Source organism: Mesorhizobium sp. SEMIA396 (genome assembly GCF_024518615.1).
Classification (GTDB): domain Bacteria; phylum Pseudomonadota; class Alphaproteobacteria; order Rhizobiales; family Rhizobiaceae; genus Mesorhizobium.
Genome location: NZ_JANIFC010000015.1, coordinates 48,007 through 66,501, shown reverse-complemented (window position 1 = coordinate 66,501; position 18,495 = coordinate 48,007). Strand labels below are relative to the sequence as shown.

16 protein-coding genes are annotated in these 18,495 nt (G+C 63.8%); 6 read left to right on the top strand and 10 right to left on the bottom strand.

Features of this window, described 5'->3' with window-relative positions:
- Positions 1-94: 94 nt before the first annotated feature.
- Entirely contained in the window at positions 95-670 is a 576-nt protein-coding gene (locus tag NP503_RS29035) for a DUF1349 domain-containing protein (RefSeq protein WP_127266938.1), read from the bottom strand.
- Positions 671-762: 92 nt separating this feature from the next.
- Positions 763-2,202, bottom strand: coding sequence for an aldehyde dehydrogenase family protein (locus NP503_RS29030; protein ID WP_127266939.1), 1,440 nt, complete (start codon positions 2,200-2,202; stop codon positions 763-765).
- A 269-nt stretch (positions 2,203-2,471) separates the two neighbouring features.
- On the opposite strand from NP503_RS29030, the gene NP503_RS29025 reads away from it, so the two are divergent.
- The 6 genes from NP503_RS29025 to NP503_RS29000 all read left to right on the top strand — a co-directional run bounded on the left by NP503_RS29025 (position 2,472) and on the right by NP503_RS29000 (position 10,778).
- Entirely contained in the window at positions 2,472-3,131 is a 660-nt protein-coding gene (locus NP503_RS29025) for a TetR/AcrR family transcriptional regulator (protein ID WP_164748900.1), read from the top strand.
- 212 nt (positions 3,132-3,343) lie between these two features.
- Positions 3,344-5,755 (top strand): FAD-dependent oxidoreductase, encoded by a 2,412-nt coding sequence (locus NP503_RS29020; protein ID WP_127266941.1) that lies wholly within the window; start codon positions 3,344-3,346, stop codon positions 5,753-5,755.
- A gap of 82 nt (positions 5,756-5,837) precedes the next feature.
- The gene (locus NP503_RS29015; RefSeq protein WP_127266942.1) at positions 5,838-7,091 is read left to right on the top strand and encodes a sarcosine oxidase subunit beta; all 1,254 of its coding nucleotides are present in this window, start codon (positions 5,838-5,840) and stop codon (positions 7,089-7,091) included.
- A gap of 9 nt (positions 7,092-7,100) precedes the next feature.
- A complete protein-coding gene (locus tag NP503_RS29010) occupies positions 7,101-7,367 on the top strand; it encodes a sarcosine oxidase subunit delta (RefSeq protein WP_127272032.1) in 267 nt (88 codons plus the stop codon).
- On the top strand, positions 7,364-10,246 hold the full coding sequence (locus NP503_RS29005; RefSeq protein ID WP_127272030.1) for a sarcosine oxidase subunit alpha family protein: 2,883 nt from the start codon (positions 7,364-7,366) through the stop codon (positions 10,244-10,246). The genes NP503_RS29010 and NP503_RS29005 overlap by 4 nt, the downstream gene beginning before the upstream one ends.
- On the top strand, positions 10,239-10,778 hold the full coding sequence (locus NP503_RS29000) for a hypothetical protein (protein ID WP_127271658.1): 540 nt from the start codon (positions 10,239-10,241) through the stop codon (positions 10,776-10,778). Before NP503_RS29005 ends, NP503_RS29000 begins: the two co-directional genes overlap by 8 nt.
- A gap of 20 nt (positions 10,779-10,798) precedes the next feature.
- Here NP503_RS29000 and NP503_RS28995 read toward each other — a convergent pair whose 3' ends face one another.
- From NP503_RS28995 to NP503_RS28960, 8 genes are all read right to left on the bottom strand, one after another.
- Positions 10,799-11,284, bottom strand: coding sequence for a hypothetical protein (locus NP503_RS28995; RefSeq protein ID WP_127271656.1), 486 nt, complete (start codon positions 11,282-11,284; stop codon positions 10,799-10,801).
- A 113-nt stretch (positions 11,285-11,397) separates the two neighbouring features.
- The gene (gene msuE / locus NP503_RS28990) at positions 11,398-11,958 is read right to left on the bottom strand and encodes an FMN reductase (RefSeq protein ID WP_127271915.1); all 561 of its coding nucleotides are present in this window, start codon (positions 11,956-11,958) and stop codon (positions 11,398-11,400) included.
- A gap of 65 nt (positions 11,959-12,023) precedes the next feature.
- A complete protein-coding gene (locus NP503_RS28985) occupies positions 12,024-13,271 on the bottom strand; it encodes an SfnB family sulfur acquisition oxidoreductase (protein ID WP_127269596.1) in 1,248 nt (415 codons plus the stop codon).
- 24 nt (positions 13,272-13,295) lie between these two features.
- Positions 13,296-14,102, bottom strand: coding sequence for an ABC transporter ATP-binding protein (locus NP503_RS28980; protein ID WP_127269595.1), 807 nt, complete (start codon positions 14,100-14,102; stop codon positions 13,296-13,298).
- 79 nt (positions 14,103-14,181) lie between these two features.
- Positions 14,182-15,519 (bottom strand): ABC transporter substrate-binding protein, encoded by a 1,338-nt coding sequence (locus NP503_RS28975; RefSeq protein ID WP_127269594.1) that lies wholly within the window; start codon positions 15,517-15,519, stop codon positions 14,182-14,184.
- A gap of 82 nt (positions 15,520-15,601) precedes the next feature.
- Positions 15,602-16,642: a branched-chain amino acid ABC transporter permease gene (locus tag NP503_RS28970; protein WP_127271918.1), complete on the bottom strand. Its 1,041-nt coding sequence runs from the start codon at positions 16,640-16,642 to the stop codon at positions 15,602-15,604.
- Between the two features lie 3 nt (positions 16,643-16,645).
- Positions 16,646-17,545, bottom strand: coding sequence for a branched-chain amino acid ABC transporter permease (locus NP503_RS28965; protein ID WP_127271920.1), 900 nt, complete (start codon positions 17,543-17,545; stop codon positions 16,646-16,648).
- Positions 17,542-18,477 carry an ABC transporter ATP-binding protein gene (locus NP503_RS28960; protein ID WP_127270762.1) on the bottom strand — a complete coding sequence of 312 codons (936 nt, stop codon included), beginning with the start codon at positions 18,475-18,477 and terminating at the stop codon, positions 17,542-17,544. Before NP503_RS28960 ends, NP503_RS28965 begins: the two co-directional genes overlap by 4 nt.
- Positions 18,478-18,495: the final 18 nt, after the last annotated feature.

Genomic DNA, 18,495 nt, shown 5'->3' with positions numbered 1-18,495 from the left:
CAGTGCCGCGGCCAACCCCCCGGCTCGGCCGGAGGCACACGGCGGATTGTGGCAAAGGTCGAAGTGCTTGCGGTTCAGCGCAAGACCGCACGTCTCAATCGTGCAATTCCCGCGATATCGGCGGACCGAGGGAGAAATCCGAGAACGTTACCTCAAAGCCTTCGCGTTGCGGCGAACAGCACATCATGCCGATGTCGACCGTCTTCGAGGTCGGGAAATAGGCAAGCCGCACAGGCTTCCAGTGGCTGTCGGAAGCGTCGAGGTACTGGACGCGGATCGCCTCGGCGTGACGGGTCAACCGGATCCTGACGCCGTTCGGATCGGCATGAATGGCGACCAGCGACCAGTCTGACGTGTCGTTGGTGACGACGACGGAGAAATAGGCAAGGCCGTCGGTGTACTCGATACCGGCCTTGATCCAGTGCGTTTCGCTGAGCCGGACCATCAGCCCGGCCTGATCATAGAGGACCTCGTAGTCGCCCTTGACCGTGACTTCGGCGCTGAAATCGCCCTCGACAGGCCGGTGCAGGAAGTGGCCGTTGTCGCGCCAGAAACCGTAGAAGGTCTCGCGCCAGAAATCGGTCTCCTTGCCGGTGCGCACACGAACGCTATCGCCCTCGATGGCGTGGTGCGGCGGCGGGTTAAGCCATGTCAGATCTTGCGCTGTCATCCTTTCGCGCCGCTCCAATCCAGATGTGCATGGCGGTGTTGCCGGCATGGTCGGCAGTGACCGATCAGTCAGGCTGATCAGTCGACGGCCGATCAGCCTGCGAACGTATAGGCCGTCTTCACCGTGGTGTAGAACTCCGCCGCATAGTGGCCCTGCTCGCGCGGCCCATAGCTCGAGCCCTTGCGGCCGCCGAAGGGAACATGGAAATCGACACCCGCCGTCGGCAGGTTGACCATCACCATTCCGGCCTCCGAATTGCGCTTGAAGTGCGTGGCATGCTTGAGGCTCGAGGTGCAGATGCCGGAGGTCAAGCCGAAGGGCGTGTCGTTGGCGACGGAAAGCGCCTCGTCATAGTCCTTGACGCGAATGACGCTGGCGACAGGTCCGAAAATCTCCTCGCGCGAACTGCGCATGGCATTGGTGGCCTCGGTGAGCAATGCCGGCTGCAGATAGAAGCCTGGCGTCTTGCGGTCGAGCCGCTCGCCGCCGAAGGCGAGCGTGGCACCTTCCCTGACGCCGATGGCGATATAGTCCTCGTCCTGCTTCAGCTGCGTCGCGTCGACGACAGGACCGATCTGGGTCTGCGCGTCGAGCGCATCGCCGATGACCAGTTTGCTCATGCGGTCCTTGAGGGCATCGACGAAACGGTCGTGAATGCCGTCAGCCACAATCAGCCTGGATGACGCAGTGCAGCGCTGGCCGGTCGAGAAGAAGGCGCCATTGAGCGCGCAATCGACGGCGATCGCAAGATCGGCATCGTCGAGCACGACCAGAGGGTTCTTGCCGCCCATTTCAAGCTGGAACTTGCGCATGTGTTCGATGCTTGCCGCGGCAACGCGCTTGCCGGTACCGACCGAGCCGGTGAAGCTGATGGCGTTGACGTCGGGACTGTCGAGCATCGCCTGGCCGACGACCGAGCCCTTGCCCATGACCAGATTGAGCACGCCCTTTGGCAGGCCGGCGCGATGCAGGATATCGACGATGGTCCAGGCGCTCTCGGGAACCAGCTCCGCCGGCTTGAAGACGACAGTGTTGCCGTGGGTTAACGCCGGGGCGATCTTCCAGGCCGGAATGGCGATCGGAAAATTCCACGGCGTGATGATGCCGACCACGCCGACCGCCTCGCGCGTCATCTCGACGCCGACGCCCGGTCGCACGCTCGGCACGACCTCTCCGGTCAAACGCAACGTTTCGCCGGCAAAGAAATCGAATATCTGGGCGGCGCGAATGGTCTCGCCGATGCCTTCGGCCAGCGTCTTGCCTTCCTCACGCGCGAGATTGCGGCCAATCTCGTCCTTGCGCGCCAGAATCTCGTCGGAGGCCTTTTTCAGCACCGCGTGACGCGCCAGCGGACCGGAACGGGACCAAGCCGGGAACGCTGCCTTGGCCGCGGCGATCGCCTGCTTGGCCTGTTCGACACCCGCCGAGGCATAATCGCCGACGATGTCACCGGTATCCGAGGGGTTGATGTTGCGCGAACCGGCCTCGCCGACCCATTCGCCATCGATGAGGTTCTTTCGAAACAGCGTCATATCGTGTGTTCCTGCTTGTTGGCCGCGCGGGCATCTGTCTGAACTGGTATTTGCCAGACAATTGCCTCGCGGGAAAGCAAACAGTGAACCAGCAGCCGCGACAAAAATCCCCCCGCTTGCGCCGCGCGGATGGCGGGTGACGACATTGCCTCATCGAGCTTCGATGCGGCCAACATCCATGGTGCGTCGTCCGGCTTGGGCCGATTTCCTCTATACACTTCTGTCCATAGCCTTGATTTGCCTGAGGCAGCATGTCATGCGTCGTGCCGATGGCAGCTCTCGAAACGACGATTCAGCGCGCCGGCGCCACCGGCAACATCAAGGCCACTCGCGAAGACTGGCTGAAACTTGCGCTCGAAACATTGATCTCTGACGGTGTCGAACGCGTCCGCGTGCTGACACTTGGACAGAAGCTCGATGTGTCGCGCTCCAGCTTCTACTGGTATTTCAAGAGCCGGCAGGATCTGCTCGACCAGCTGCTGGATTACTGGCGGCAGACCAACACCAAATTCATCGTCGAACGCGCCAGGCGGCCATCCGCCACCGTCATTCGCGGGGTGATGAGCATTTTCGAATGCTGGGTGGACGAAAGGCTGTTCGATCCACAGCTGGATTTCGCGATCAGGGCCTGGGCCCGCCGCTCGCCCGCCATCCGGCGCGCCCTCGACGAGGCCGACGAGGAGCGTGTCAACGCCATCCGCGACATGTTCATGCGCCACGGCTATGAGGAAGAAGACGCGTTCGTGCGAGCCCGCGTGCTGTACTTCATGCAGATCGGCTATTACTCGCTTGAGCTCAACGAGCCGATGAGCAGCCGCCTGCCTCACGTCGCCGGCTATCTGCGCAGCTTCACCGGCCAGGAGCCTCCGGCGGAGGATGTCGAAGACTTCTCGCGCTATGTCGAGAAGACGCTTTCGCGCAACCGATAAGTAAGGCCCGCTCGGCCGCCGCGGCCTGACGATTTCGCTTAGCGCATCCCAATAGCAAGCACGTTTGCTGCCGACAGCAGCAGAGGAGCCCTTCTGCTGCATCGGCGCAGAGCGGAGTCATGGGCCGCTCATTCCATCGCCTTTCCAAGCTCTAGACACATATGTACAATACCGATAGGGTTCGCCCCACTGAATGGGTGGAGTGCGACAGGATGAAATCCCAATACAGGGCGATCGTCATCGGCGGCGGCGTGGTTGGAGCCTCGGTGCTCTATCACTTGGCGAAGTTCGGCTGGAACGACGTCGCGCTGATCGAACGCGAGGTACTGACAGCGGGATCGAGCTGGCATGCGGCCGGCGGGTTCCATGCGCTGAACGCCGATCCCAACATCGCCGCCCTGCAGGCCTACACGATCGACCTGCTCTCCGAAGTCGAGAAGGAATCGGGCCAGAGCATCGGCATGCACATGACCGGCGGCATCTCGGTCGCCTCGGCGCCGGAGCGCTGGGAATGGCTCAAGGCCTCCTACCGCATCTTCCAGACCATGGGCATCGACGATGTCCACCTGGTCGGTGTCGATGAGATCAAGCAGCGCTGCCCGATCCTCAACACCGACGGCATGCTGGGAGGCCTCTATGCCGCGCGCGAGGGCCATATCGATCCCTCGGGCGTCGTGCACGCCTATGCCAAGGCAGCCAGGCTGCGCGGCGCCGACATCATCGAGCACAACCGGGTGCTGGATCTCAACCGCCGCGCCGATGGCGGTTGGGACGTGGTCACCGAGAAGGGCACGGTGATTGCCGAGCACGTCGTCAATGCCGGCGGACTGTGGGCCAAGCAGGTCGGCAGGATGGCCGGCATCGACCTGCCGGTATCGCCAATGGAGCACCATTATCTCGTCACCGAGGCATTGCCCGAAATCCAGGCGCTGGACAAGGAATTGCCGCTGATCGTCGATCTCGAAGGTTTCACCTACATGCGCCAGGAGCAGAAGGGTCTATTGCTCGGCATATACGAGATCAACCACAAGCACTGGAACATGGATGGGGCGCCGTGGGACTACGGCATCGAATTGATCCAGGAAGACACCGACCGCATAGCCGACGAACTGGCGCTCGGCTTCAGCCGTTACCCCTGCCTGGAGACAGCCGGCATCAAACGCTGGGTGAACGGGGCCTTCACCTTCTCGCCGGATGGCAATCCGCTGGTCGGCCCGGTGCGCGGCGTGCCCAATTACTGGGTGGCGTGCGGCGTCATGGCCGGTTTCCTGCAAGGCGGCGGCGTCGGCAAGTCGCTGGCCGAATGGATGATCCATGGCGAGCCGGAAGCCGATGTCTACGGCATGGACATCGCCCGCTATGGCGACTTCGCCTCCAACCGCGAATACATCAGGCAGACCACCGGGCAGTTCTATTCGCGCCGCTTTGTCATGAGCTATCCCAACGAGCAGTTGCCGGCGGGACGGCCCTTGAAGACGGCCGGGGCGCATGACGCGATGGAGGCCGCGGGCGCGCGCTGGGGCAATTCATGGGGCATGGAAGTGCCGCTCTATTTCGCGCCGCAAGGCTTCGTCGAGACACCGACGCTGAAGCGCTCCAACGCCTTCGACATTGTCGCACAGGAATGCCGCAAAGTGCGCGAAGGTGTCGGCCTGCTCGATATATCAGCCTTCTCGCGCTACGAGATCATCGGGCCGCAGGCCGAAGCCTGGCTCGACCGGCTGCTCGCCTGTGCGCTGCCCAGGCCGGGTCGCGCAAAACTCGCGCCGATGCTGGGTGAAAACGGCAAGCTCAAGGGCGACCTCACCGTCTTCAATTGGGGTGATGGCTCCTGGTGGATCATGGGATCCTACTATCTGCGCCAGTGGCATATGCGCTGGTTCGAGCAACATATGAGCGATGGCGTCACCGTTCGCGACATTTCGGACGCCGTCGTTGGTTTCTCGCTCGCCGGTCCCAATGCGCGAATGCTACTTGAGCGCCTCACACATCAGGACGTTTCGCACCAGGCGTTCGGCTTTCTCGCCTGCAGGACGTTCGATGTCGGACTGGTGCGGGCGAAGGTCGGACGACTGTCGGTCATCGGCGAACTCGGCTACGAGATTCATTGCCGGGCCAATGAGCACATGGGCCTGCGCCGCGCGCTACTTGCCGCAGGCAGCGATCTGGGAGTCACCGAATACGGCTTCAGCGCGGTCAATTCGCTGCGGCTCGAAAAGAGCTTTGGCATCTGGTCGCGCGAATTCACGCAGGACTATACGCCTGATGAGACCGGCATGGACCGCTGGGTCGCCTTCGACAAGGGCGATTTCATCGGCCGCGAGGCGGCCCTGAAAGAGCAGAAGGCTCCATCGAGGCGCACGCTGGTGACGCTCGAAATCGACGCGGCGGATGCCGATGCCAGCGGCTACGAGCCGGTCTGGAACAGAGGCAGGCTGGCCGGCTTCGTCACCTCCGGCGGCTATGGCCATACGGTCGGCAAGAGCCTCGCCATGGCGCTGGTCGAGCGCGAAGCGGCCGATATCGATACGCCGTTGACAACCCACATCGTCGGCGTCGAAAGAGATGCGCGCGTCATCGCTTCGTCGCCATATGATCCACTGGGCAAGGCGATGCGGGCATGACCGATCGAACCGATGACGTCGGTGCGAAAGACCATTCGATGATCCACATTTCTTTCCGAACATCAGGCCTGTCCGGCACGTCATGACCACACGCTATTCCGCCCTGTCGCTGTTCAAGGAGGGCCTGGCTGGCCAGACCGGCTGGCAACCGGCCTGGCGATCGCCCGAGCCGAAGCCGTCCTACGACGCCATCGTCATCGGCGGCGGCGGCCATGGGCTGGCGACGGCCTATTACCTGGCAAAGAATCACAATATCACCAGGGTGGCCGTGCTGGAAAAAGGCTGGATCGGCGGCGGCAACACAGGGCGCAACACCACTGTGGTACGCTCCAACTACTATTATCCCGAAAGTGTCGAACTCTACGGGCTGGCGCACCAGCTCTATGAGGGATTGTCGAAAGACCTGAACTACAACGTCATGCTGTCGCAGCGCGGCATGGTCAATCTGTGCCACTCGACTGCCGAGATGGAGATCGGGGCGCGCACCGTCAACGCCATGCAGATCAACGGCATCGATGCCGAGCTGTTTTCACCTGACGATGTGCGCCGGGTGGCGCCGATCTATAATTTCTCAGCCGATGCGCGCTTCCCGGTGTTCGGCGGCATCTGGCAAGGCAGGGCCGGTACGGCGCGCCATGACGCCGTCGCCTGGGGCTACGCGCGGGCGGCGAGCCGGCTCGGCGTCGATATCATCCAGAACTGCGAGATCACCGATTTCATCGTCGAGGGCGGCCGCTGCCGCGGCGTCCAGACTTCGCGGGGCGCGATCCGTGCCGAGCGTATCGGAATGGCGGTGGCCGGGCATTCCTCGGTGCTGGCGGCCAAGGCCGGCTTCCGGCTTCCGATCAATTCCTATGCGCTGCAAGCCTGCGTGTCCGAACCGGTCAAGCCGATCCTCGACACGGTGGTGCTGTCGCCCGGCTGCGGCGTCTATGTCAGCCAGTCGGACAAGGGCGAGATCGTCATCGGCGGCGGCCTCGACCGCATTCCTTCCTATGCGCAGCGCGGCAATTTGCCGACGCTGGAGGCGGTGATTGCCGGCGTGCTGGAGATGTTCCCGATCTTTGGCCAGCTCAAGCTGATGCGGCAATGGGCAGGTATCGTCGACGTGGTGCCGGATTCCTCGCCGATCATCGGCCCCTCGCCGCTGCCCGGCCTGTTCCTCAATTGCGGCTGGGGCACGGGCGGCTTCAAGGCCATTCCCGCCGGCGGCACGCTGCTGGCGCAATTGCTAGCGTCAGGCAAACACAACGACATCAGCCGCCCCTTCGATCTCGATCGCTTCGCCACCGGCCGGCTGATCGACGAAGCGGCCGGCTCCGGCATCGCGCATTAGAGGTTTGCCATGCAGCTCTTTCCTTGCCCATTCTGCGGCCCGCGCGACGAAACCGAATTCCACTATGGCGGCGATGCCGGCAATGTCAGGCCGGATGGCATCGACGTGCCGACCGATCGCTGGGCTGGCTACCTCTATCTGCGCGGCAACCCGAAAGGCACGGCGCGCGAGATCTGGGTCCACATGATTTGCGGCGAGTTCTTCGTCATGGAGCGGGACACCGTCACCCACAAGGTGCTGTCTTCGGCCGCTCTCGACGGGGAGCATGCCGCGTGACCGCCTCACGTCTTGCCACCGGCGGCAGCGCCATCGACCGCTCGCGCCCGATCCGCTTCAGCTTCGACGGAACCATCGTGCAGGGCTTTGCCGGCGACACCATCGCCTCGGCGCTGCTGGCGGGTGACGTCGCGGTCGTCGGCCGCAGCTTCAAATACCACCGGCCGCGCGGCATATGGGGCGCCGGCGTCGAGGAGCCCAACGCGCTGGTCGATATCGGCGGCTTGTGGGCGACGCCCAACACGCGCGCCACGACCGAGCCGGCGCGCGACGGACTGGTGGCGAAAAGCGTCAATGCCACGCCCAGCGCACTGGCCGACCGCCACGCCTTCCTGGACCGTTTTGCGCGCTTCATCCCGGCCGCGTTCTACTACAAGACCTTCATGTGGCCGGACTGGCACAGGTTCGAGCCGCGCATCCGCGCCATGGCGGGGCTGGGCACGGTCGATGCCGACTGGACCTCGCCCGGCATGGCCGACCAGATCAACCATCATTGCGATGTGCTGGTTGTAGGCGCGGGACCGGCCGGGCTGGCAGCGGCAAGGCTGGCGTCTGGTGCTGGCCTGACTGTCACATTGATAGACGACCAGCAGAGCCCCGGCGGATCGCTTGGCCATCGTGCCGCGGAGATCGACGGCAAGCCGGCGGCCGTATGGGTCAAGGAGACGATTGCCGAGCTTGTCGCTGGCGGTCACCTCATCCTGCCTTCGACCACCGCCTTCGGCATCTACGACCACAATCTGGTCGGTCTGAATCAGCGCCATTTCGACGGCCGGCCGGATACGCTGTGGCGGGTCAGGCCGCGCCAGATCGTGCTGGCGACCGGCGCCATCGAGCGGCCGCTGCCTTTCGCCAACAACGATCTGCCGGGCATCATGTCGGCGGATGCGGCGTTCGCCTATCTCCGGCGCCACGCTGTGCTGGTCGGCCGCCGCATCGTCGTCGCCACCAACAATGACAGCGCCTATGAGGTGGCGGGGGCGCTTGCCGAGGCCGGCGCCGAAGTCAGGCTTGTCGACATCCGGCGCAACGGCACGCCTGCCGCGCCGGCCAATGCCCGGTTGATCAAAGGGCGTTCTCTCGCATCCGCCAGCGGCAAGCTGCGCGTCGACGGCGTGACGCTCGACGACGGCACGAGGTTCGATGCCGATTGCGTCCTGGTCTCCGGCGGGTGGACGCCGACCATCCATCTCTTCGGCCAGGCCAAGGGCAAGCTCGCCTGGAGCGATGCGCGCGCCGCCTTCCTGCCAAGCGATCCGGTCGACGGCATCGCCGTGATCGGCGCCGCAGCCGGCGCGGTCTCCTTGTCGGAGGTGTTTGCTGGCGCCGGCCCCGCCTTTGCACCCCTCGGCCAGACGAAGGCTCCCCTACCGCGCAGCACCGGACCGGAGGCGACGGGAGGCATTCTCCCGGCATGGCCGATTCCGGGCTCGAAAGGCCGTATCTGGATCGATTACCAGAACGACGTGACGGTGAAGGACGTCGAACTGGCAGCGCGCGAAAACTTCGTCTCGGTCGAACATCTGAAGCGCTACACCACGCTCGGCATGGCAACCGACCAGGGCAAGACCTCCAACCTGCCCGGCCTGGCGCTGATGGCCGGTATCACCGGGCGTACGGTGCCGGAGGTCGGCACCACCACCTATCGTCCGCCATTCACCCCGGTGCCGCTGGCAAGCTTTGCCGGCGCGCGCGGCGGCGAGTTGATGGCGCCGGTGCGCCGGCTGCCGCTCGAAAACGTCCATCGCGCCAATGGCGCTGTCTTCCAGGAATATGGCGGCTGGCTGCGCCCTGCCCATTATGGCGGCAGCGCTGACGCGGAGCGTTCGATCGCGGACGAAGCACGGCGCGCGCGCCAGTCGGTCGCGCTGTTCGACGGTTCGACACTCGGCAAGATCGAGGTGATCGGGCCGCAGGCGGCCGCATTCGTGGATTTTCTGTACTACAACACCATGTCGACGCTGAAGCCGGGCCGCTGCCGCTACGGCTTCATGCTGTCGGAGAACGGCGTGGTCTTTGATGACGGCGTTCTGGTGCGGCTGGGCGAGCATCGCTTTGTCGTCTCGTGCTCGTCCTCGCATGTCGCTGCCGTTCACGCCCGGCTGGAGGAATGGCGACAGGACCGCTTCGGACGCGGCGCGATCTATATTCACAACGCCACATCGGACATGGCAACGTTGACAGTTTCAGGACCGAACGCCCGAAAACTGCTCGAAGCGCTGGATCTCGGTCTCTCGCTCGGCGACGCCGATCTTCCGCATATGGCCATCGGTCATGGCACCTACGCCGGCAACGAAGTCCGCATTGCCCGCGTCAGCTTCACCGGCGACAGGAGCTACGAGATTTCGATCCGGGCCGATCGCGCCGAGCCGTTATGGGCGCATCTGCGCAAGGCGGGCCAGGCGTTCGACGCCGTCGTCATCGGCCTGGAGGCGCTGATGATCCTGCGCGCCGAGAAAGGCTTTATCGTCATTGGCAAGGACACTGACGGCACCACCCTGCCGCACGATCTCGGCGTCGACGGCCCGCGCGTCAAGCGCCAGACCGAGTTCGTCGGCCGCCGCTCGCTGTTCACCGAAGAGGCCTCGCGTGACAACCGCATGCAGCTTGTCGGATTGGCGGTGCCGCAAGGCGAAGCGCCGCTGCCGACCGGAGCGCATGGCATCAAACGGAGCGACGGCAGATTGCGCAGCCAAGGCTTTGTCACCTCGAGCTACCACAGCCCGACGCTCGGCCGCCCGGTTGCGCTTGGCCTGATCGAGCGCGGTGCGACGCGGCATGGCGAGACGATAGACATCCAGCATCTCGGCAAGATCAGCAAGGCGACGATTACCGCCCCTTGCGCCTTCGACCCGGCAGGAGACCGGCTGCATGCGTGATCTCGCGGAAAAATGGTCCATTACTCCGGACTGGCAGAGCGCAGTCATCGCCACGCCGGATCTTGCGATACGAGCCGTCCTCGACCTCAACCAGTTGATGGTCAGCGGCGACCTCGACGCGTGGACACGGGCTTCCAGCATCGGCGGGACTGGCGTGGGTGCCTTTGGTATCGCACAGGGCGACCGCTACGCGGCGCGGCTGGCGCGCGACCGGTTGCTCGTCGTATCGAAGAGCCCGCTCGCCATCGCCACGGGCTGGCATGCAGACGGGTTCGCGGTGACGGCGATCAGCGCTGGGTTGCAAATATTCGAGGCCGAGGGCATGGCGCTCGACGCTTTCATCGCGCGTGGAACGACGCTCGATCCCGCGAAGCCAAGTGCCAGTGCAGCACTTTCCTTCGCCGGCATCAGCGCCGTCGTCTATCGTCTTGACGGCAAGCTGCGCATCCATGTCGACCGCGGTCTTGCCACTTATCTCTGGACATGGATGGAAACGGCCGCCAGCAACATCGCGACCGGATCAACCGACTAGCCGACGGCAGTGCGATCCGGTCAGAGCGTGAACGACCCGAACAGGCAGGCCAGCGTTGCGGCGGCAAAGACCACGAAGAACAGGCTGCGCAGCAGCACGTTGCGGCGCAGCTCGTTCATGACGAAGTGACAACCGACGACCGCCGCGGCAAACAGGAACCGCCAGTTCAGCAGCGCCCACACGGCGCTGCCCTGCCCAAACGCCCATCTGGCGACCAGACAGCCGACGATGGTCGCAAACAGCGCGATCACGGTCCAGAAAAGGGCGTCGGCGGCATGGGTCAGGACGATGCCGGCCGCCCTGATCGGCAGGATCATCATCAGCATCGCGCTGAAGAAATAGACAGCGGCAATCGGGATGAACACGCCGGCGTCGGCAATGCCGTCAAGGCGCCTGACGCCGATCGCGCCATAGGGATAGCCGTGCCTGGCCACAGCCAGGCTCAACGCCATGAGCAAGGCGGTCAGCACGGCGACCAGTGCGAAGGATGTGAGGGCTTTGCTCATGACGTTCCTGTCCCAGACGAATCAGACAGGAACGTTTTTAGCGGGCGGTCGTAAATTGCGGGTAAGCGAGGGCGCTGCCCTCGCCTGTTTCGATCGCAATCTGGTGACAAAGCCTATTCGGCGGCGATCCTGCCGGCCGAGCGGTTGGCCAGCACGAAGCCGACCTCGTCAACCGCCTGCGCCACACGCTTCAGGATCGCCTCGGAGCGCAGTACGCCGTCGGTGAAATCCTTGTCGGTGGCGTAGACGGCGGTCGGCAGCGCAAAGGCCTCGAAGAAGCCGAACAGCGGCCGCAGTTGATGTTCGACGATCAGCGCATGGCGCTCGCCACCGCCGGTCGCCGTCAACACGATGGGCTTCCCCCGCAGCGCTGCCGGATCGATCAGATCGAAGAAATGCTTGAACAGACCGGTATAGCTGCCCTTGTAGGTCGGCGAGCCCACGACAAGCACGTCGGCGGCGAGGATTTGTTCCAGGATCGCGCGCGCCTGGCCGTCGAGATCGCGGGCCCATTTCGCCGTTCCCAGCGACGGACCGAGATCCTCGATATCATAGGTGCTCGCAGACAGGCCGTGGCTGGCGGCGATGTCCCTGGTGACCAGGTCGACGAAGGCGCGCGTCTTTGACGGCCGGGTGATGTTGCCGGAAAAGCCGACGACTGTTGGATTTGACATGGCAGTGAGCCTCTTGGATGGTCGAAGGTTTGACGTGGCGGGCCGTCCCGCCCGCCGGTGGGAGATCAGCTCCAGGCGTGCAGCGGCGGATTTTCGCCGTTGAGGAAATATTTGCCGAGGATCGAATATTTCCAGCGCACCGGATCGTGCAGCGTGTGCGTGCGGGCATTGCGCCAATGCCGGTCGAGATTGTGTTCGGCCAGGGTCGAGCGTGTGCCTGCCAGTTCGAACAGCTTGTTGGTCGCGGCGATGGCGATCTCGGTCGACAGGATTTTTGCCTCGGCGGTGACGATCTGCGCATGCGCGACCGTGTCGGCGGTCGGCTCGGCCACTGCCCGGTCGATCGCCAGGCCGGCCTTCTCCAGCAGCGCCTGCGCCGCGTGCAGGCGCAGCGTCAGGTCGCCGATGGCCTGAATGGTGTAGGGATCGTCCCAGGCGTTGTCGACGCCGCTGTCGATCCAGGCGCGGCTTTTGGTCCTGACGAAGCTGACGGTCTCGTCGATCGCCGCCTGGGCGATGCCGGTGTCGACCGCCACCTGGATGATCTGGAAGATGGCGCCGTCGGCGGTCGGCCTGTCGTAGCCCTTGTAGCCGGGTACCAGATGCGTCTTCGGCAACTTGACGTTGTCGATGATGACGGTGCCGGACAGCGTCGTGCGCTGGCCAAAGCTCGACCAGTCGTCGATGACGGTCAGTCCGGGTGCGCCGCGGTCGGCGATCGCATACCAGGCGCGGCCCTCGTCATCGAGCGCCACGATCGGCACCAGGTGGGCAAGCAGCGCGCCGGACGAATAGAATTTGCGGCCGCTGACAACCACATGATCGCCGGCATCGGTGAAGCGGGTCTCAAAATCGGCGGCGCGCTTGGAGCCGAACTCGGAAAAGGCGTTGCCGAACCGCGTGCCTTTCAACGCTTCGGCAAACAGCAGCTTCTGCTGGTCCGCGTCGGCCACGGTGCGGATGGCGGCTACAACGCCGAGATGGTTCTGGGCAACCTGGCCGATCGAGGAATCCGCCGCCGAGATGATCTCGATCACCTTCGCCAGCGTCGCATATGACACCTCCGGCCCACCGAATGCCTTTGGTACATTGATCGACCAAAGGCCGCTTTGCGAAAAGGCATCGAGTTCGGCGACCGGCCAGATCCGCTCGCGATCGCGTCGGGAGGAATCCTTGACGAATTCGGCGGCGAGCGCGTGGGCAATCGCAATCGCCTCCGCATCGTCCTTGATGATGTGCGCTGGCGCGGTCGGTCTTGCGACTGGCGGCACGGCGGCGGAAGCCTTGTCGGTTTTGACGGTCGAAACGGTCATTTCACTGCTCCTTGGGATTTTGGCTCAGGCAACGGCGTGGAGATGGGCGGGCTTGGTGGCGGGTGACACCTGTTGCCCGGGGGTTGATTGACCGAGATAGAAGGCTCTGATGTCCTCGCGCTGGCGAAGTTCGGCGGCAGCGCCAGCGAGCACGGAAACGCCGTTTTCGAGCACGGTGGCGTGGTCGGCGTATCTGAGCGCGACTGCCGAGTTCTGCTCGGCAACCAGGATCGACAGGCCGGTCTCACGGTTGAGTTTTTTCAAGCTCTGGAAGATGTCCTGGACGATGAGCGGGGCGAGTCCCATCGACGGTTCGTCGAGAACCAGCAAACGCGGTCGCGACATCAGCGCCCGGCCGATGGCGGTCATCTGCTGTTCACCGCCGGAGGTCAGGCCGGACAATGTCCGGCGCTTCTCCCTGAGGCGCGGGAAATAGCCGTAGATCCGCTCGAGGTCTTGATTGATCTCGGCGCGGCTCCCGCTGCGGCCGATGCCGCCGGCGATCAGATTCTCCTCGACGGTGAGGCTTTTGAAGCAGTGGCGGCCTTCCAGCACCTGGACCAGCCCGGCGCGCACCAGATCACCCGGTTTGCGGCGCGAGACATCGGACCCTTCATAGCGGATGGTGCCGGCATTGACCTGGCCACGTTCCGCCGGCAGCAGGTTGGAGACGGCCTTCAGCGTCGTGGTCTTCCCGGCGCCATTGGCTCCGAGCAACGCCAGGATCTGACCGCGCCTGAGCTCAAAGCTGACGCCGTGCAGCGCCGTGATGGCGTGGTTGTAGGTGGCATGGACCGCGTCCACGGCAAGAATGACGTCATCGTTCGGCATAGGCTGTTCTTTCGCGGTTCAAAAACCGAACAGGTCGGGCGCCACGGAAACTTGGTCCGCGACGCCCGGCACTGACTGATCAGTTGGTGGTCACAGCATTGGCATCGTCGGCGGTACGCAGCTTGATGCCCTTCTCGGCGGCGTAGGCCTCGGCGGACTTCTCGATGATCGGCCGCAGCAGCGCCCAGTCCGGCGCGATCCAGTCGGAGACGACGTTCCACTTCCTGCCGTCCCACTGCTGGAAGGTCACGTAGCCTTCGCCTTCGTGATTGTCCCAGCTGACATTGATCGAGTGGAACAGGTCCTTGGCGCCGAGCGCCTCGACCTTGGCCGGATCGAGCTTGAGATGCTCGAAGCCCCAGCGGACCTCGTCGCCGGTCAGCGCGCGATGGCCGAACTTCTCCTGCGCGACCCGGATCGCCTCGACATTGAGGATGCCGTTGACGATGCCGAGATTGTGGTAGACCGAGCCGATGCGCGCCTTGTCTTCAAGGTTACCCTTGCCGGCGCCATAGACCGTCTTCACGATCTCCTGCACCACCGGGTAGGAGTTGCCGGAAGCCTGCGTGGTGATGGCGGTGTAGCCCTTGGCGGCGTCGCCGGCGGGGATCACGTCCTCTTCGGAATTCGACCAGACATTGCCGACGATATGGTCGACGGGGAAGCCGACCTTGACCGCCGTCTTCAGCGCCACCGGGTTCATCACGCCCCAGCCGCGCAGGACGACGAAATCCGGCTTGGCGCGACGGATGGTCAGCCACTGCGACTGCTGCTCGTTGCCGGGATGCGGCACCTCGATCTGCTGCACGGTGAAGCCGTATTTCTGCGCCAGCAATTCATAGATCGGGATGGTTTCCTTGCCGTAGGGCGACCCGTGATAGAGCACGACGATCTTCTTGCCCTTCAGTCTGTCGATGCCGCCTTCCTTGGAGGCGATGTAGTTCACGATGCCTGATGTCTCACTGTAGGGATTGAGCAGCAGAGGGAAGACGTAGGGGAAAACGCGCCCATCTGTAGAATCGGTTCGGCCGTGATTGACGGTGATCAGCGGCACCTTGTCGGCGGTGATGCGATCGATCATGGCATAGGCGATGCCGACCGAGAGCGGGTTCCAGGCGGCGGCACCGGCATGGCTCTTCTGCCGCTCATAGCATTCGACACCACGCTCGACCTCATACTGGGTCTCGCATTCGTCCCAAGTCAGTTTGACGCCGTTGACGCCGCCGTCACGGATGTTGATGAGGTTGAGATAGTCGATGAAACCGCCGAAGAAGCCGGTGCCGCCGGCCGCATAAGGCCCGACGCGATAGCTCTGCAGCGGAAAATACTGTTCGTCGGCGTGCGCGGCCGGTAAGGCCACCGACACGATCATCGCCGCGGACAGCGCCGCCGCCTTGATTGTGCTGAGGAAAGTCATGGTCGAGATACTCCCGGTATGGGCCGTCTTGGGTTCGGCCCCTTGTTCATTTTCGGATTGGATTCATTTTCAATGCATCAGCTCAAGTCGACTGCCAGGCGAACAGGAGCCGTCTTCGGACCCTGTCCCACAGCGCCGCCAGCCCGTCGGGTTCAAGGATCAGAAACAGGATGATGAGCGCGCCCAGCACGATGCGCTGGCTCATGTCGAGCACGCCCGAGTCGAAGAGATCGCCAAGCAGGAAGCCGCCGAGGCGCGACAGAGCGAGTGGAAAGACCACGATGAGGGCGGCGCCGAAGAAGGCGCCGCGGATCGAAGCCAGACCACCGATGATGATGATGAACAGGATCTGGAACGACCGGTCGAGATCGAAGCCGTCCGGCTCGACGGTTCTGAGATAGGCGAAGGCCCAGATGACGCCGGCAACGCCAATGATGAAGGACGAGATGGCGAAGGCCAGAAGCTTGGTCTTCAGCACCGGAATGCCGATGATGCGGGCGGCGGTTTCATTGTCGCGGATGGCGATGAAGTTGCGCCCGGTCTGCGACGAGGCCAGCCTATAGGCAAGGAAGGTCAGCACCGTGACGATGGTCAGCGCGAACAAATAGCGGCCGATGGCGCCGTCGAGCGCGAAACCTGAAATCGACAGTCTCGGCGCGTCGATGACGCCGGACGCCGAGTTGTTGGAAAACCAGCTGAACTTGGTCAACGCCCATTGCACGAAGAACTGCGCGGCAAGGGTCGAAACCGCGAGATAAAAACCCTTCAGGCGCAGGCTCGGCAGGCCGAAAACGACGCCTATCGCGGCCGCCACTATGCCGGCCAGGAAGATGCTGCCGGCCAGCGGCAGGCCTTCGACACGCAGGTTGAAATTATAGGCGGCAAAGGCGCCGGCCGCCATGAAAGCAGCACTGCCAAGCGACACCTGGCCGGCATAGCCGGTCAGGATGTTCAAGCCCACGCCGGCAAGGCTGAGCGCCAGGAAAGGCAGCAGGATGGCCTCGAACAGATAGCTTGAGCCGATCAGCGGCACGACGCCGTAAGCGAAAGCGAGCAAAAGCACGGGCACGACCCATTTCGGCAGCACCGGCGCAGCGGCGAAATCGCTTGTTATCGCGGTCATCGTTCAGATCCTCTCGACGAGCTTCTGGCCGAACAGGCCGGAAGGGCGGATCAGCAGGAAGACGAGCGCGACGACATAGGCAAACCAGCTCTCTATGCCGCCGCCGAAATAGTCGCCGATATAGACTTCGGCGAGCTTCTCGCTGGCGCCGATCAAGAGGCCGCCGACGATGGCGCCGAGGATGGAATCGAAACCGCCGAGCACCAGCACCGGCAGCGCCTTGAGCACCACCAGCGACAGCGAGAACTGCACGCCGAGGCGTGCGCCCCACAGCAGTCCGGCCACCAGCGCGACGAGGCCGGCGGCGGCCCATACAGTGGCCCAGATCAGGGGTAGCCTGAGGCCGACCGCGAGTGCCGCGAACTGATCGTCGGCGACTGCGCGGAAGGAGAGGCCGATGCGGGTGTAGCGGAAGAACAGCGACAGCAAGAGGACCATGCCGGAAGCAACCACGGCCGCGAAAATATCGAACTGGCTGATCAGCACGCCGCCGATTTCCAGCGGCACATCCTCGATGCCGAGATCGAGGCCGTGGACCTGCGTGCCCCAGATCAGCTGGGCAGCGCCTTCGATGATGTAGGACAGGCCAAGCGTCGCCATGAACAGGGTGATCGGCGGCTTGTTGGTCAGTGGCCTGAGCACCGTGCGCTCGATGGCGATGCCGATCGCCACCATGATGGCGAAGGTGACCACCAGCGCCAGCGCGAAGGGAATGCCGCGCTCGACAAGGCTGACGAAGGTGAGTGCCGCAAACAGCAGCATCGCGCCTTGCGCGAAATTGAGCACGCCCGAGGTCTTGTAGATGAGCACGAAGCCGATCGCGACAAGCGAATACATGACGCCTGAGAGCAGGCCTCCGACGAGCACTTCGATGAAGAACTGGTAGTCGAAACCGGCGATCATATGCCTGCCCCGTCTTCATTGTCCGAGGCGACGCCGAGATAAGCATCGATGACGCGCTGGTCGTTCCTGACTTCATCGGGCGTGGCGTCGGCGATCTTGCGGCCGTAGTCGAGGACGGCGATTCGATCGGACAGACCCATGACGACGCCGACATCGTGCTCGATCAACACCACGGTGGTGGCGAAACGATCGCGCGCGGCACGGACGAAAGCCGCCATCTCGCTCTTTTCGCTCGCTGTCATGCCGGCCATCGGCTCGTCGAGCAAAAGCAGGCGCGGCTCGGCCACCAGAGCGCGGGCCAATTCGACACGCTTCTGCAGCCCATAAGGCAAGGTGCCGACAAGACGGTCGCGAATGGCGGTGAGATGGAGGAATTCGAGGACCTGTTCGGCACGGCTGCGTGAATCGCGCTGCTCGCCACGCGAGCGGCCGATGCCGAGCACCTGGCCGGCAAAGTTGGAGCGAACCTTGTAGGCAAGGCCAGAGGCGATATTGTCGAGGACGCTGAGGCCCTTGAACAGTGCAAGGTTCTGGAAGGTTCTGGCGACGCCGAGATGGGCCAGCCGCTGCGTCGGGACCTGGGCATAGAAGGTACCGTCGAGCTGGACATGGCCACGATCCGGCCTGTAGACGCCGCTGATGACGTTGATCAGCGAGCTCTTGCCGGCCCCGTTAGGGCCGATGATGGCACGGATCTCGCCTGGTAGAACCGACAGGTCGATATCGGCAAGTGCGACGACGCCGCCAAACGACAGGCTTATGCCCTGAAGCGCGAGCAAGGGAGAGGCGGCGTCGGCAACGGACCCTGCCGGCCAGGCGGCATCTTCGAACGACTGCTCCAACCGCAGGCCTGACGGCAAGCCGCGTGCAAAGACTTCCGGCGCATAGACCGAAGCGTCCATCACTCCGAGCGTATAACTGGGCAACGGCATTCCAATCGTCCTCGATTA

Bases quoted from the DNA above. Each gene is read 5' to 3' on its own strand.
- NP503_RS28980 (WP_127269595.1), bottom strand. From the start codon at position 14,102: ATGCCGAACGATGACGTCATTCTTGCCGTGGACGCGGTCCATGCCACC.
- NP503_RS29030 (WP_127266939.1), bottom strand. From the start codon at position 2,202: ATGACGCTGTTTCGAAAGAACCTCATCGATGGCGAATGGGTCGGCGAG.
- NP503_RS28960 (WP_127270762.1), bottom strand. From the start codon at position 18,477: ATGCCGTTGCCCAGTTATACGCTCGGAGTGATGGACGCTTCGGTCTAT.
- NP503_RS28975 (WP_127269594.1), bottom strand. From the start codon at position 15,519: ATGACTTTCCTCAGCACAATCAAGGCGGCGGCGCTGTCCGCGGCGATG.
- NP503_RS29010 (WP_127272032.1), top strand. From the start codon at position 7,101: ATGCAGCTCTTTCCTTGCCCATTCTGCGGCCCGCGCGACGAAACCGAA.
- NP503_RS29025 (WP_164748900.1), top strand. From the start codon at position 2,472: ATGGCAGCTCTCGAAACGACGATTCAGCGCGCCGGCGCCACCGGCAAC.
- NP503_RS28965 (WP_127271920.1), bottom strand. From the start codon at position 17,545: ATGATCGCCGGTTTCGACTACCAGTTCTTCATCGAAGTGCTCGTCGGA.
- NP503_RS29035 (WP_127266938.1), bottom strand. From the start codon at position 670: ATGACAGCGCAAGATCTGACATGGCTTAACCCGCCGCCGCACCACGCC.
- NP503_RS28985 (WP_127269596.1), bottom strand. From the start codon at position 13,271: ATGACCGTTTCGACCGTCAAAACCGACAAGGCTTCCGCCGCCGTGCCG.
- NP503_RS28970 (WP_127271918.1), bottom strand. From the start codon at position 16,642: ATGACCGCGATAACAAGCGATTTCGCCGCTGCGCCGGTGCTGCCGAAA.
- NP503_RS29015 (WP_127266942.1), top strand. From the start codon at position 5,838: ATGACCACACGCTATTCCGCCCTGTCGCTGTTCAAGGAGGGCCTGGCT.
- NP503_RS28995 (WP_127271656.1), bottom strand. From the start codon at position 11,284: ATGAGCAAAGCCCTCACATCCTTCGCACTGGTCGCCGTGCTGACCGCC.
- NP503_RS29020 (WP_127266941.1), top strand. From the start codon at position 3,344: ATGAAATCCCAATACAGGGCGATCGTCATCGGCGGCGGCGTGGTTGGA.
- msuE (WP_127271915.1), bottom strand. From the start codon at position 11,958: ATGTCAAATCCAACAGTCGTCGGCTTTTCCGGCAACATCACCCGGCCG.
- NP503_RS29000 (WP_127271658.1), top strand. From the start codon at position 10,239: ATGCGTGATCTCGCGGAAAAATGGTCCATTACTCCGGACTGGCAGAGC.